At 45.5% G+C, this 14,809-nt stretch carries 15 protein-coding genes; 11 read left to right on the top strand and 4 right to left on the bottom strand.

Annotation, left to right across the window (positions count from 1 at the left end):
- The first annotated feature begins 1 nt into the window (after window position 1).
- Entirely contained in the window at window positions 2-631 is a 630-nt protein-coding gene (locus OCV11_RS17120; protein ID WP_261897239.1) for a glutathione S-transferase family protein, read from the top strand.
- 109 nt (window positions 632-740) lie between these two features.
- Entirely contained in the window at window positions 741-1,412 is a 672-nt protein-coding gene (locus OCV11_RS17115) for an HAD family hydrolase (RefSeq protein WP_261897238.1), read from the top strand.
- Here OCV11_RS17115 and OCV11_RS17110 read toward each other — a convergent pair whose 3' ends face one another.
- The gene (locus OCV11_RS17110) at window positions 1,413-2,135 is read right to left on the bottom strand and encodes a UTRA domain-containing protein (RefSeq protein WP_373332838.1); all 723 of its coding nucleotides are present in this window, start codon (window positions 2,133-2,135) and stop codon (window positions 1,413-1,415) included. It abuts the gene before it with no gap.
- 218 nt (window positions 2,136-2,353) lie between these two features.
- On the opposite strand from OCV11_RS17110, the gene OCV11_RS17105 reads away from it, so the two are divergent.
- The 6 genes from OCV11_RS17105 to OCV11_RS17080 are packed head-to-tail and all read left to right on the top strand — an operon-like array spanning window position 2,354 to window position 7,581.
- On the top strand, window positions 2,354-3,403 hold the full coding sequence (locus OCV11_RS17105; protein WP_261897236.1) for an ABC transporter substrate-binding protein: 1,050 nt from the start codon (window positions 2,354-2,356) through the stop codon (window positions 3,401-3,403).
- A gap of 10 nt (window positions 3,404-3,413) precedes the next feature.
- Window positions 3,414-4,217, top strand: a complete 804-nt coding sequence (locus tag OCV11_RS17100) for an alkaline phosphatase family protein (protein ID WP_261897235.1) — start codon at window positions 3,414-3,416, stop codon at window positions 4,215-4,217.
- A complete protein-coding gene (locus OCV11_RS17095; RefSeq protein ID WP_373332841.1) occupies window positions 4,217-5,113 on the top strand; it encodes an ABC transporter permease in 897 nt (298 codons plus the stop codon). Before OCV11_RS17100 ends, OCV11_RS17095 begins: the two co-directional genes overlap by 1 nt.
- Window positions 5,100-5,882: an ABC transporter permease gene (locus OCV11_RS17090; protein ID WP_261897233.1), complete on the top strand. Its 783-nt coding sequence runs from the start codon at window positions 5,100-5,102 to the stop codon at window positions 5,880-5,882. The genes OCV11_RS17095 and OCV11_RS17090 overlap by 14 nt, the downstream gene beginning before the upstream one ends.
- The gene (locus OCV11_RS17085) at window positions 5,879-6,898 is read left to right on the top strand and encodes an ABC transporter ATP-binding protein (protein WP_261897232.1); all 1,020 of its coding nucleotides are present in this window, start codon (window positions 5,879-5,881) and stop codon (window positions 6,896-6,898) included. The genes OCV11_RS17090 and OCV11_RS17085 overlap by 4 nt, the downstream gene beginning before the upstream one ends.
- 5 nt (window positions 6,899-6,903) lie before the next feature.
- Entirely contained in the window at window positions 6,904-7,581 is a 678-nt protein-coding gene (locus OCV11_RS17080; protein ID WP_261897231.1) for an HAD family hydrolase, read from the top strand.
- A gap of 47 nt (window positions 7,582-7,628) precedes the next feature.
- Here the strand turns inward: OCV11_RS17080 and OCV11_RS17075 are convergent, their stop codons facing one another.
- On the bottom strand, window positions 7,629-8,786 hold the full coding sequence (locus OCV11_RS17075; RefSeq protein WP_261897230.1) for an amidohydrolase: 1,158 nt from the start codon (window positions 8,784-8,786) through the stop codon (window positions 7,629-7,631).
- Window positions 8,787-9,088: 302 nt separating this feature from the next.
- Here OCV11_RS17075 and OCV11_RS25000 point away from each other — a divergent pair, with 302 nt between their 5' ends.
- Window positions 9,089-10,177, top strand: coding sequence for a methyl-accepting chemotaxis protein (locus OCV11_RS25000; RefSeq protein WP_315972759.1), 1,089 nt, complete (start codon window positions 9,089-9,091; stop codon window positions 10,175-10,177).
- A gap of 73 nt (window positions 10,178-10,250) precedes the next feature.
- On the opposite strand, the gene pncB is transcribed toward OCV11_RS25000, so the two are convergent.
- Window positions 10,251-11,558: a nicotinate phosphoribosyltransferase gene (gene pncB / locus OCV11_RS17060; protein WP_261897229.1), complete on the bottom strand. Its 1,308-nt coding sequence runs from the start codon at window positions 11,556-11,558 to the stop codon at window positions 10,251-10,253.
- Between the two features lie 294 nt (window positions 11,559-11,852).
- Between pncB and OCV11_RS17055 the strand changes: the two genes are divergently transcribed.
- Both OCV11_RS17055 and OCV11_RS17050 read left to right on the top strand, forming a co-directional pair.
- Window positions 11,853-12,569 carry an NUDIX hydrolase gene (locus OCV11_RS17055; RefSeq protein WP_261897228.1) on the top strand — a complete coding sequence of 239 codons (717 nt, stop codon included), beginning with the start codon at window positions 11,853-11,855 and terminating at the stop codon, window positions 12,567-12,569.
- Window positions 12,570-12,700: 131 nt separating this feature from the next.
- On the top strand, window positions 12,701-13,987 hold the full coding sequence (locus OCV11_RS17050) for a hypothetical protein (RefSeq protein ID WP_261897227.1): 1,287 nt from the start codon (window positions 12,701-12,703) through the stop codon (window positions 13,985-13,987).
- A 52-nt stretch (window positions 13,988-14,039) separates the two neighbouring features.
- Here OCV11_RS17050 and fecE read toward each other — a convergent pair whose 3' ends face one another.
- Window positions 14,040-14,807: a Fe(3+) dicitrate ABC transporter ATP-binding protein FecE gene (fecE, locus tag OCV11_RS17045; protein ID WP_261897226.1), complete on the bottom strand. Its 768-nt coding sequence runs from the start codon at window positions 14,805-14,807 to the stop codon at window positions 14,040-14,042.
- Between the last annotated feature and the right edge of the window lie 2 nt (window positions 14,808-14,809).

Raw genomic sequence — 14,809 nt, 5'->3', positions numbered from 1 at the left:
CATGATAACCCTACATCACCTTAATAAATCTCGCTCTAAACGTATCATTTGGTTACTTGAAGAGTTAGGGCTTGATTACTCAATTAAAGCCTACCAACGCGATAGCCAGACCCAGTTTGCCCCTGCAGAACTGCGTGCGATTCACCCATTGGGAAAATCTCCGGTGATTGACGAAGATGGTTTTGTTTTAGCAGAGTCTGGGGCGATTACTGAGTATCTCATCGACCAGTATGCTGGCGATAAACTTGCTCCATCGCGCGGCACACAAGATTACGCGATTTATTTACAATGGATGCACTTCGCAGAGAGCTCGGCTATGCTGCCGCTACTGTTAAAAATCTTTTTGGCGAAAGATGGTTCTCCAACTCAATTTCTCGACAAGTACTCACAAATCGAATTAGAAAAAGTGGTTGGCTACTTAAACCAAGAGCTTCAAGACAAAACCTACCTTGTCGCTAACAAGTTAACTGGGGCTGATATAATGATGTCCTTCATTCCTGAAGTATTATCGCAGCTTGGACAGCTCGATAACTACCCTAACTTGAAACGTTACTATGTGAATCTAGCGGCATTGCCGTTGTTCCAAAAAGCGAACCAACTGGAAGCCCAATACGACCAAAGCGTGGCTTAACATTGAGATTATCTCCTACATCAAGACACCTTCCGGGGTGTCTTGTCGTTTCTTTAACGAGCACTTTATGTGACAATGTTCACCAAATTCTTCTATCTATACTGGTGTTATGAAATTCCAAGCAGCAATTTTCGATATGGATGGTTTGCTACTCGATACTGAACGTGTATGTATGCGCGTCTTTGAGCAAGCCTGCAATGCGATTAACGTACCTTTTTTATCCGATGTGTATCTTAATATCATCGGTCGAAACGCGGCCGGTATCGAACAGGTGCTACGCGATGGTTATGGTCCAGAACTTGATTACCCAGTACTGCATGAAGCATGGCGTTCTCGTTATGATGCCGTCGTGACCACTCAAGCGATTCCAGTAAAAGATGGGGTTATCGACTTGTTGAAATGGTTGAGATCGAACAGCATTCCGACCGCAGTCGCCACCTCAACGCGTAAAGAGATCGCCGAAATAAAATTGAAACTGGCAGGATTAGATCGATACTTCGATTCTTACAGCACAGGTTGTGAAGTCAAACGCGGTAAACCGGATCCAGAAATCTACCTACTCGCAGCTAAGCGCCTCAATGTCGAACCAAGCCAGTGTTTAGCGTTTGAAGACTCCAATAATGGTGTGTTAGCGGCCGTCGCAGCGAACATGATCACCTACCAGATTCCTGATCTTGTTGCACCGACTGAAGAGATAAAACAGCTAGGTCATACCGTATTGCCATCCCTCACTGCGGTTCTTGAATCTCTAAAACAACCACAGTTAGCCACCGCTGAGTAATCAGTAGATATCGCCCTGACTGTCGATGGTGATCATCACCGCATCAGGGCGCCAATATTCAAACTCACAATCCATAATCTGCCCATCACTTTTATAGTTAACTCGACAAATTTTGAGTACAGGCTGACCTGCTGCCAAATTGAGCGCCTTGGCAACATGAGCAGGAGCTGCGGTTGGAATCACTTGAAAACGAGATCGCTGAGTCTCATAGCCGTAGTGACGAGAGTAGAGCTCGGTCAATGAAGCAGCGATATTTTGCTGCAATATGCCTGGAAATAAGGTTTCAATCAGACAGTTTTCAACAAACAGTACTGCCCGACCATCGATATAACGTAAGCGTTCAATGATGTGTACCGGCGTAAAGGTTCGCAGTTCTAACGCTTGAGCGATTTCGCCATGGGCAATATCTGTTCTTACCGAAATAATTTTTGTCTCAGCGATTCTTTGCTGCTCTTGAATCATTTTGTGAAAGTGGCTTCGCGACAAAGGGTTATAGCGAATACGCGGCGGTGAAATGTACCAACCACGTCGCTCTTCACGATAAATCAAACCTTCTGTTTCTAACGCCACTAAGGCATCTTTTAAGGTGACGCGCGTGGTGGAGAACAGCTCCGTCATCTCACGCTCTGAGGGCAGTTTCTGACCTGATGTCATACCGCCTGAAATAATTCGCTCACGTATTACATCTCTAATTTTGGCTGGCGCGCCTGTTGATAACACCATCTCCATCCTGACCTAGTCCAGACTCATGTTCTAATAATATAGATAATTTATAATTCTTATATGACTTTCTTGTATAAGTTATATGAAACGCTAGATTAGAATGAATTTTAATCAGTTCATCTTCATTTTCGCTTAATAAAAACGCACTAATCCTGTCACAATCGTTCTATAGTGTAAAAAAGGAACAAACTGAACTAGTCCAATGGAAGGCGACTATCATGAAAAACACACTGTTTACGGCCAGTTTACTGGCTTTTAGCCTGATATCTTCCGCTCACGCTGAAGATAATGTCACAACGTTAATCCAAAAAGCTCAGCAAGAAGGCACAGTCAACAGCGTTGGCATGCCAGATTCTTGGGCGAACTGGAAAGGTACCTGGCAAGATCTCAACACCAAATACGGTTTAAAACACCAAGATACGGATATGAGCTCGGCCCAAGAAATTGCTAAGTTTGCTGCTGAAAAGAAAAATGCGACGGCGGATATCGGTGACGTTGGTTTCGCTTTTGCCAAAGTTGCGGTAAGCAAAGGTGTCGTACAACCCTACAAACCCAGCACTTGGGATGACATTCCTGATTGGGCTAAAGACAAAGAGGGTTACTGGGCACTTGGCTATACAGGCACGATCGCTTTTATCTCGAACAATAAACTGGTTAAGAATGCTCCAAAATCTTGGCAAGATGTGCTCGATGGCGACTACAAAGTAGCAGTCGGTGACGTGGGTGTTGCAGCGCAAGCCAACAACGCCATTCTCGCGGCAGCAATGGCATTTGGTGGGAGTGAAAAGAACCTAAAACCGGGTATGGATTTCTTCGCCAAACTGGCAAAACAAGGTCGTTTATCACTTGCCGATCCTTCGGTAGCTAACCTAGAAAAAGGGGAAATTGAAGTCGCTATCATGTGGGATTTCAACGCACTAAACTACCGTGACCAAATTGATCACGACCGTTTTAGCGTGAGCATTCCTAAAGAAGGTTCAATCATTTCTGGCTACGCAACGCTTATCAATAAATACGCTCAACATCCTAATGCGGCTAAATTGGCTCGCGAATACATCTTTAGTGATGCTGGCCAAATCAACTTGGCTGAAGGCTACGCCCGCCCTATTCGCACTAATGTAAAATTACCTGAATCGATTCAAGCGAAATTGCTACCAAACGAACAATACAAAAATGTTCACCCTATTAAAGACTTTACTGCTTGGGAAAAATCGTCTCGCCAGTTGGCGCGTCAATGGCAAGAACAAGTAATGATGTACCAACAATAGAGGTAGCACTATGAGCAATAAGGTTATCCTTGTTGTTCTTGATGGACTCAATTATCAAGTAGCCCATGACTGCATGGGCTACTTGCAAGGGTTAATAGAACAACAGCAAGCAACGTTACACCAAGTTCAAAGTGAACTTCCGTCGTTATCACGTCCTTTGTATGAGTGTTTGCTTACGGGCGTTCCTCCGGTGCTCAGCGGCATAACCAATAACAATGTTGTGCGCTTATCGCATTTCGAGTCGATTTTCAGTCTCGCCAAAAACCAGCACAAAATCACGGCAGCTGCGGCCTATCACTGGGTCAGTGAGCTTTATAACCGAGCCCCCTACGACGCCATTCGCGATCGCGTCACTCACGATGAAACCCTTAATATTCAACATGGCTGCTTTTATCATTGGGATCACTATCCTGATGAGGCTTTGTTTCTAGACGCCGAATATCTACGACGCCAATATCAACCTGACTTTTTGCTGATTCACCCAATGAACATCGATGATGCAGGGCATAAATTCGGCCTTGATTCACCACAGTATCGAAATACGGCTCGAATGGCGGATGTGATTTTATCTCACCTAATGCCAGCGTGGTTAGAAGAGGGTTATCAAATACTGGTCACCAGTGATCATGGGATGAACAATGACCGCAGTCATGGCGGAGTGTTGGCTTGTGAACGTGAAGTACCACTCTTTTTGATTGGCTCGGCATTTGCCCACATACCAGCCGATATCAAGCAAACCGAGATTTGTGGTCTGGTGTGCAACGCACTCGGACTGGAACATGATAAACCCGCCCCGCGCGAGGTACTTTTATGATGAAATGGCCATCCCTGTCTTCACCCTCAGAGTTAGATGAAGTCAAAGCAGAGTCGAACAAACCCAAATTTTCTCGCTTCAAGCCAGCGCTTTGTCTCTCTCCGTTTGCCATCTTCTTTTATCTGTTTCAAATCGCTCCGATGCTGTGGGTGATCGTCAACAGCTTTAAAGTCGACGATGAGTGGTCACTAGACAACTATGGCCAAATCATCGACTCACCCTTTATTCAACAAGGATTTAGCCACAGTGCGTCTATCTCATTTTGGTCGAGTTTAGTCGGTTTAGTGATTGCCACTTTGCTGGTCAACTCACTAAGACGCATCCCCGGCCGTCTGCGCAGCGCTGTGGTGGCCTTCACCAATATGACCAGCAATTTTGCCGGTGTGCCGCTGGCGTTTGCTTTTATCATCATCTTAGGTGCTAACGGTGCCGTCACTTTGCTCCTAAAACAGTGGGGCGTAATCGATGATTTCAATATCTACAGCCAATGGGGCTTGTTACTGATTTACATCTATTTCCAAATTCCCCTCGCTGCGCTACTGCTTTATCCCGCATTTGATGCCTTAGATGATGACTGGCAATCTGCCGCAGCCTTGCTCGGCGCATCGCATTGGCAATATTGGCGCAACGTCGCAATCCCTGTTCTGGCTCCAGCCTTGTTAGGAACCTTTATTATCTTGATTGCTAACGCGATGGGAGCGTATGCCAGCGTCTATGCGTTAACGGGTGGCAACTACAACATGATCACGATTCGTATCGCGAGCCTTGTTGCTGGGGATCTGTTCCTCGAGCCAAACTTAGCCGCGGCAATTTCCGTGGTTTTGATTGTATTGCTAGCGTGTATCACCGCCATCAACCAATGGTTAATCGCAAGGAGTTATCATGGGAAACACTAGTCTTGCTGTGCATAAAGCCATTGTGTTCACCATTATCGGTGTACTACTGATTCCGATTTTGGCCACGTTAGCCTACTCCCTCTCTACCCATTGGGGCGCGACCATTTTACCCGAAGGTTTTACCTTAGAATGGTTTCACAAATTACTGAGCACCCCACGATTTCTCTGGGCGTTTGGACGTTCACTGCTGATCTGCTTTAGTGCGTTGATCTTAAGTACCTTACTGATATTGCCGGCTATTTTTGTTGTGTTCTATTACTTTCCTAAATTGGATAAGTTAATGAACTTGCTGATCCTGCTGCCCTTTTCGGTGCCGCCAGTCGTCTCCTCGGTAGGGATGCTACAAATCTATGCCGACAGCGATATCTCACTCATTGGCACGCCATGGATTTTAATTGGCACCTATTTCACTATCGCGCTGCCTTTTATGTATCGCGCGATTGCCAACTCCTTCTCTGCCATCAATCTGCGTGATCTGATGGACGCGGCCCATCTGTTAGGAGCCAGTACGCCTAAAGCCTTTTTCCTGGTCGTCCTGCCGAACATTAAAAAGGGACTCATGGCATCGCTGTTTTTGTCGTTCTCTTTCTTACTCGGGGAGTTCGTCTTCGCCAACATATTGGTCGGCACGCGCTTTGAAACACTGCAAATCTATCTTTATAGCGTTCGTCAAGAAAGCGGCCACTACACATCGGCATTAGTAATGACGTACTTCTTCTTCATTTTTCTATCTACCTGGCTTGCCGGCCGTATAGGAGCAAAATCATGAGTTACGTTTGCGCGCAGCAGCTCGCCAAACAATTTGGCGAACATACGGTGTTTTCCCATATCGATTTTCAAATTGAGCAAGGTGAATTCATCACCCTACTGGGACCAAGTGGTTGTGGTAAATCAACTTTGCTGCGAAGCCTAGCCGGTCTTCATCCTGTGGATTCCGGAAAAATCATCGTAGATGGTCAAGACATCACTCATCTTGCACCGCAAAAACGTGGCATTGGCATGGTGTTTCAGTCTTACGCTCTTTTTCCCAATATGACGGTTGAGCAGAACATTGCCTTTGGCCTGAAAATGCAGAAAGTGCCAGCCGCCGAACGCACTGCTGCCGTACAGCGTGTTATCGAACTGGTGGAACTCAACGGAAAAGAACTAGACTATCCAGCCCAATTATCCGGTGGACAAAGACAGCGGGTAGCGTTAGCACGAGCTCTCGTTGTCCAGCCAAGAATTTTGCTGCTTGATGAACCGCTATCCGCTCTTGACGCCAAAATCCGTCGTCATCTGCGTGAGCAAATTCGCACGATTCAAAAAGAACTCAATCTCACCACCATATTTGTTACCCATGACCAAGAAGAAGCGATGACCATGTCTGATCGGATCTTTTTAATGGATAGTGGCAAAATCGTGCAGCAAGGTCGTCCAGAACAGATCTATAATCAGCCAGCCAATGAGTTTGTGGCAGGATTTATGGGCAACTACAATTTGATAGATGCGCCGCTGGCCAATCGCATGTTTGCCTTAAATACCCAAATGATGGTTGCAGTGAGACCAGAATCTATCTATGTAAAAGAGGCGGGCAGAAACTATGGCCCCCATATTTCATCGCCTCATGCAGCAACCGTATTGGATCATCAACTGCTCGGCAACGTCATTCGTTATCGAGTATCCCTTGCAGAATGCGAACTGACGGTTGATTTGCTTAACCGCTCATCAGAGCGACTCATGCAACGTGGTACCCCACTAGAATTGCTGTTCAATTTAAATGAAATTCAACCTGTGAGAGCCTAATCTGTATGTCTCAACCGCTGTATATTTTCGACATGGACGATACCCTAATCGATGGTGATACCTCCATGCTGTGGAATGAATTTTTATTTGCCAAGGGGTTAATCGCTGACCCTGATTTTCTCCGTCGCGATAAAGAGCTGATGGGACTGTATGCTATCGGCAAGATGGATATGGAACAGTATCTTCAGTTTGCTATGACCCCCATCCTTGAGCTTTCTACCCAAGAGGTTGATCGACTGGTTGATGAGTATGTCGAGACCGACATCATGCGGCGCGTTTTTCCACAAGCGCACACTCTGATTGATGAACTCACGCACAATCAAATACCTATGCTGATCATTTCTGCCACAGTCAGTTTTATCGTCAAGGCGGTGGCGAAACGTTTGGGTATTGAACACGCACTGGGTATCGACATGAAAGTCGAACATGGCCGCTATACAGCAAAAATTGAAGGAATCCCTTCTTATCGTGAAGGCAAAGTTCTGCGGTTGCAAAACTGGTTAAAGGAACATTCGGCGTCGGTCAGTGCCACCCATTTTTATACCGATTCTATTAATGACCTACCTCTTTGTCAGCAAAGTGATTATGCCTACCTCATTAATCCCGACCCTTTGCTGGCGGAATACGCCCACACTCCGAATTGGCATGTTCTGTCTTGGTCACACGAACCCTATTCAGCTTAATCTCTGTGATGCCAGCTAAGCTGGCATCTTTTCTCTAAATAAATTATCTAGACAATGCTGCCCGACTCTGCCACATCTAATTGATGAATCTCTCTTAACAGTTGAATAAACAGCGAACTTCCAACCGGCAATAAGGCATCTGAGAAATCGTAATGCTCGTTGTGCAATTGGGGAGAGTGCTCACCACTGCCCAACACAAACATCGCGCCCTCTTTGGCAATACGAGTAAACTCACCAAAATCTTCAGACCACCGCATCGGCTCCGCTAGCGTATGGCATGGAATATTAAGCGCCTTACACGCTTGCTCAACGGCAAGAACACCTTGCGCAGAATTCACGCTGGCTTGGAATACATCTTGATAATCGATACGCCAACCTAACTGATGATCAGTACAAACACTTTTTACCCACTGTTCAGCCTGCTGTTTCAAAGCTGCCATTCCTTGGTTACTTTCACTACGCAAAGTGACCATCAGTACCGCATGCCCCGGAGACGTTCCAAAAGCAATTTCTCCCAAGTTTGCATGAATCACGGTTACCCAGCTTCGCTCCGCAACTTTAGCGGGCAATTGAGGAAATTCTTTGAGTAACTCGCTTAGCGCCAAGGTGGGGCTAATACCGTTTTCTGGATGCGCTGCATGAGAGGTTTTGCCATCTAAATGAACAATCATCCCAGCGGAGGCACAATTAAACGTTCCAGCCTTGATCGCCACCTCGCCTAACGCCAATCCGGGATAATTATGTAACGCAAAAGCGTAGTCTGGTTGAAGTTCGGCAAATTGAGGATCATTGGCTACGGCAATCGCCCCTTCCCCCGTCTCTTCTGCCGGTTGAAACAGCAACACGACTTTGCCCTTTTGAGGACGATGAGCAGAGAGATGAGCACCCACCGCACAGACCATCGCCATATGGCCATCATGGCCACAGAGATGTGCCACTCCGGGAATAGAAGAGCGGTAAACTGCGCTTCCTTTCTCTTGAATGGGTAGCGCATCAAGCTCGCAGCGAATCAAGGTCACAGGCCCATCTTCTACACCGTGATAGATCATCGCCATTCCTGATCCACCGAGGTTTTCTAGTATTTCATCAGGAGCATACGCGCTGAACCACTGTTTAATCCGCGCTGCGGTTTGCACCTCTTGGCACGATAGCTCTGGGTGCTGATGTAAATGATGCCGCCACTCTTGCCAATCCATATCCTGCATAACCTATCCTTGTTTCTATTCTTACCATCTAACTAAACAATACGTTATCGCGTATTTGTAACGAACACTAGCATCCTATTTACAGTGTAAAGCTGATTTTATTCGTATTTTCCACCACACATTCCATCTGAACATCGTTAACCATCACCAATATTTATCTAACCTTCAGATTAATATCACAAATCAAATGCAACTAGACATTAAGGGTATATCGAACCACTTCAATAAATGTTAGTTTGCTTCCGTAAACACCCAGAACAGCAATCCAAAGCGGTGTTCAGTACTCATATTAAGGAAGCACTATGTTTAGCCGCCACTGGAAACAAAAAGCCGAGCAATTAGAAGCAGCTCTAAACCAAGAAAGGCTCGCTCATCAAGACGAACTGGCCGGGTTAAAAGCTCTGCTTAGTGAAAAAGAGTCTGCCATTGCGCAATTAAACAGTCGCGAGCATACCGAGTCCGATCTCATTCGCTGCCAATTACGCGGTGGAGCGTTGCTTGATACTATTCGTAATGCATTAGCCAGCAGTGCCACCAGCTTGGTCGAAAAAAATGCCGAATTGGCAGAGCTAGACCAGATGTTCATTCAAACTCGTGAGGCACTGATTCGTCTCTCAGAACGGGCAGAGAGAATTAATAGCCAAGCCAATATCAATATGGATGCAGCCAATGTTTTGGACACCACTGCCTCATCGATTGGACAACTGATTCGCTCTATTCAAGAAATCTCTGAACAGACCAACTTGCTTGCACTTAATGCGGCGATCGAAGCGGCTCGAGCTGGCGAAGCAGGACGAGGCTTTGCCGTAGTAGCAGATGAAGTACGTTCTCTCGCCAGCAAAGCTTCTCAGGCCAGTGATAAAATAGAGACACTCATCGGTCAGGTCATCACCCAAACTGCGAGCATCAAAGATTCCATTAAAAAGACGCAGGATTATTCTTTAGAAGTCGCCACTTCAAGTGACCAAATCGAAAGCACAGTCAATGAGGTACTCGATACATCAACCTCAATGCAACAGGTCATCAAAGCTGCCACCGCACAGTCATTTTTGAACACCGTAAAACTTGACCATGCCGTTTGGAAAAACACAATTTACAGTCATATTGAGAAGCAGCGCTTCGAATCTCAAGTGAACAAACACACTGAGTGCCGTCTTGGAAAATGGTATTTTGAAGGCAATGGTGCAAAACAGTTTAGTCATTTACGTCATTTCGCAGCTCTTGATGCACCACACAAAACGGTACATGACTCTGGTCATGAAGCATTGGTCGCAGGTCAAAACCATCAAATGGATAAAATGGTTCAGCATTTGAATAAGATGGAAACAGCAAGTGAAGAGGTCGTCAAAGTCATTGACCAACTGCTTATCGATATGATGCAGAGCCAATAAACGTTCAAACAGATAAAAAAGAAAGCCGCGTTGACTTAGTCAACGCGGCCTTTTATCAATCATTACCTAGCGACTATGCCGCAGCGATGTATTGGCGTTTGGTTCTTTTTTGACGCTTCAATTCAGCGATTAGCTCATCGACATCAAGGTCGATATTAAAACGACGTTTGAGGTTAGCGAGGAAAATCGGATCTTCACACATCGCCTTTTCTGGCTCATCACTGATTTTCGCCACTGGACGACCATTACACTCGGTCAATTTAATCACGATGGATAGAGGCTTGTAAGCCACACCTTGCGAATTTTTCCAACCGGCTAAATCATTGGTTAGGAACGTACCAATACCAAATGAAATGCGCACGCGACCAGCAAAGTATTCGCACAGCTCTAAAGCTTCATCGAAGTTAAGGCCATTTGAGAAAATGAACACTTTCGATTTTGGATCAATCCCCATGCTTTCGTAATGTTCAATCATGCGGTCACCCCAAACAAATGGGTTACCTGAGTCATGACGAATACCATCATAGGCTTTGGCCAAATGCATGTTGAAATCTTCTAAGAAGGCATCAATGGTCAAAGTATCGGTTGGTGCAATAGAAAGCTGTCCATCAAATGCTTTCAACCATTGATCTAAAGCCACACGTTGTGAGTCTTTCACGTTCACTAATGCTTGATGCCCCATAAACCATTCATGAGCAATGGTTCCAATCGGCTTTAGATTAAATTCACGGGCAAAGTGGTAGTTACTCGTACCAAGAAGCAGTTCTGGAATTTCCTGTTTCAAGTATGCCATCACATCACGCTGTACTTGACCAGAGAAGCGACGACGAGTCCCCATCTCAGTGAGAGAGAAGTTAGTGATACCACGGCGTTTGATTTCCGCTTTTAGCTTCTGAATTTTCTCATCGAGAATATCGATTGGCAGTGACTGAGGCACTTCCGCCCAACGGCGACGGCTACGCACTTCCGATAGAATCGACATCACAATCGTTTCATAAAGAATGGTATCGCGCCACGCACCTTCAATACCAATGCGCAGTTGCTCTTTACCATCGTGCTTGATCACACCAAAATGCACTTGGCGATCAGGCTGAAAATGAAAATAACGTAATGATTGAAGGAACGTATGCTTCAAGTGAGGTGAACTTTGTTCCAAGTACACGATATCTGCATCAGAAAATCTCAGAGAAGATAACTGACTAATTTCGCTACGAACTTCTTCAAGCAGTTCACTAACATCTTCATCGCTACGAACAATCAATTCATAACGTACCTGTACATCTGGATATAACGAATGGATCGCTTGCATCATATTGATCTTGTAAGCGTCCAAATCCAGCAGGCTACGAATAATGTGTGGAGAAAACAGGCGAGAGTTCATTTTGCCGTCCTTCAATTCACTGTGTCATCACGTTAGTAACATTATGTTGCTAACTTTTGAGCGACAATAAAAGAGTTTGCGAGGTTTGTCAACTTATGTGACAAACCAAGATAGCAAAAATCCGGGTAAATGTTCTGTTTTTGTTACAGCTAAATGTAATTATTGCAATAACTTACTCGTTCTGACTCAGAAAGTGACAAAATGTAAAAATCAGTTTGTCACAAATCGTTATTTACATTTGACCGCACAGACCAGCTTGCCTAGAATGATGCCATCAATAATTAGGAATTTTATATGATTGTTTCGATTGATTTGGTCTGTCTACGTCTCACCACGAATGGAATCAAAGTGCTATTGGTTAAACGTCAGAATCCAAATCGCCCTGACTGTGGTAAATGGGCACTGCCTGGTGGGTTAGTTTATGATGAAGATTGGGCAGAAAAAGGGGGAGAACCGGCAGATGATGATTTCGACTCCGCAAGACGACGCATTTGTCGTCAAAAGATCCACACTTATCCTAATTATATTAGCGACCCTATTGTAAACGGTAACCCCAAACGTGACCCTGATGGCTGGAGCGTTAGCATTTCTCACTATGCTTTGCTCAATCCATCTAATGTTCTGCAAATCGAAAACTCGGGGATGGATAGAGAGCGAGCAGATTGGTTCGATCTGGATCATTTGCTGCGTGGTGAGCTAAACCTCGCATTTGACCACAGTTCTCAAGTGCAACACGCTTGGAGCAAACTGCGCGCTGCTGTGGAATACACATCGGTGGTACTGTTCTCTTTAGAAAAAGAGTTTTTGGTCGCGGACATTATTGATGCTTACGCTAAATTCGGAGTAGATGTGAACCGCATGACGGTAAAACGCCGCCTAATCGATACTGGCGTGATCGTAAGTGCAAATAAATTGGCCTCTTCCAATAAAGGTCGAGGTGGTAAACCTGCCACCGTATATCGCTTAAACAATAAGGAAGTCAGTTACTTCCAAACCTGTTTACGAGGTTAGTAAAGCGTAAATCGGGTGTAACAAAATCCTTGAATTGGGTAGATTCTGTTCAATAAGCGTGTGATACTAATCACACACTTCTGGGTCGGAACATTTCCGACCACATACCTGATACTCAATCAACGGATACCATGAACCCGAAAATCGCTGCACTTTGCGGTTGGCTTTTATTACTCAGTCTTGCCATCTCGCTTTACTCAGAATTGCTCGTGCCCATTCCCTCCTATTGGGCTGGTGTACCTATTTGGATTGCCTCATTTTTTTTCTTCCCTTTCTTAAGAGGCGCACAAAAAAAGCAGATCATCATTCTGGTTATCTGTGGTTTATTCGGTCTGCTCTACGGAACGATGCATCATCTCGACAGCCGCTATTTTTTAAAAACCCTAGAAGCAAACCAGAACGTGGTCACGATGTTGATTGGGGTTGGTTTTCTCCGCATTTTTGCCACCCACAGTGTGCAAACCAATGAATCTTTACCCAGTGGTACTCGACCGCTAATAAAAACCTTACTTGGCGTACATCTCTTTGGCGCAGTGTTAAATATGTCTTCCGTCATCATTGTTGGCGATAAGTTAGCAATGAAAAAGCCGCTGCAACCGACTCAGGGCATTATTCTTCTGCGCGGCTTTGCGATTTGTGCTTTCTGGTCGCCTTTTTTCGCTGCGATGGGGATGACGCTGACCAGCGCTCCAGGCTCTCATCTAAGCACCTTGATTATTTATGGTATTCCCGTCAGTTTAGCCGCTTTGGCACTGACCGCTTGGGAGATCAAACGCACACCGTTGGCTGATACGATCGAAGGTTACCCTATGGGTATCAAATCATTGTGGATGCCATGTTTACTCGCCATTATTGTCATCAGTGAGCATCAAATTTGGCCAAATGCGAGTGTGCTCTCACTGGTGGCACTCACCTCAGTCACTTTCATCGCTTTGTGGCTTATCACGGTCAAGGGCAAATCTGGCGTTGTGATGGCAAAACGTCATATTGAGGTTGGCGTAGCCAGTTCTGCGGGTGAGGTAGTGCTATTTGCGGCTGCGGCCATGCTTGCTTCAGGGGTAGCCTCTATCTTAGCTTCGCTTAATGTTCAACTGGCACCGGATCACTTTGGTGCTCTTGCCGCTTTTATTACTTTGGTGATTTTGGTTGGCTTAGCCATGACGGGCATGCACCCGGTGACGAGCGTAGTATTGGCCGGTAGCGTGTTGGCCCCTTCGGTAACCAATCCTAACTTATTAGGTTTAACGCTTTTGATGGGCTGGTCTTTGGGGATTACCTTCTCGCCTTTTTCAGGCGTACAACTAAGCATACAGTCACGTTACAACTTGAAAGCTAAAACCCTGTTAGCGCATAACTGGCGCTACATCAGTGCTATGTTAGTGGTGTGTGCGGCAACGTTGTGGATTTATACTTTATAGATAAAAATGAAGCTGCGTTTTGGCGCAGCTTCATTTTTGTATCGAACTTGTTTTAGCGAACCACACACATCGGCGAGCCTGCGATAGGATCGCGATGAATTTCAGCTTCTAAATCAAAAACATCTGCCAGAAATTTGGCGGTTAACACCTCTTCAGGACAACCTTCGGTGACCACCTCACCCGCTTTCATTACGATTAAATAATCACAGTAACGGCAGGCTTGGTTAATATCATGCAATACCGTGATGACGGTTTTGCCTTGTTGATTGAGCTTACGCAGCAGCTTCATTAACTCGACTTGATGGTTAAGATCCAGATAGGTGGTCGGTTCATCAAGCAGAATATAATCCGTGTCTTGCGCAAGCGTCATCGCTAACCAAACTCGCTGGCGTTGACCACCAGACAAGTCAGTGACCAGGTTAGACGCCAAATCCATTACACCGGTTGCGATCATGGCTTGCTCCACAATTGCATTATCTTGCTCTGAAAGTTGCCCCCAAAAACCGGTATAAGGACTGCGACCATACCCAACCGCTTCTCTTACGGTAATCCCCTCGGGTGTTTCTTGTGCTTGCGGCAACAGTGCCAAATGCTGTGCTAGGGTTTTAGACGCAACCTCATGAATCGGCGTTTCATCCCAAAAGACTTCGCCTGCATCAGGAAGGAGTATTCTTGACAAGCCTTTGAGTAGGGTTGATTTTCCACAACCATTTGGCCCTAAGAGAGCAATGATTTTGCCCTGAGGAATGGCCACATCAACACCTTTGACAATCGGCGTTTTTCCGTAACTCAGTACTAATTTTTCTGTGGATAGCCGCATCG

It is taken from the genome of Vibrio porteresiae DSM 19223 (genome assembly GCF_024347055.1).
Classification (GTDB): domain Bacteria; phylum Pseudomonadota; class Gammaproteobacteria; order Enterobacterales; family Vibrionaceae; genus Vibrio; species Vibrio porteresiae.
The sequence above is the reverse complement of the archived record's forward strand: the minus strand, read 5'-3'. Positions and strand labels throughout refer to the sequence as shown.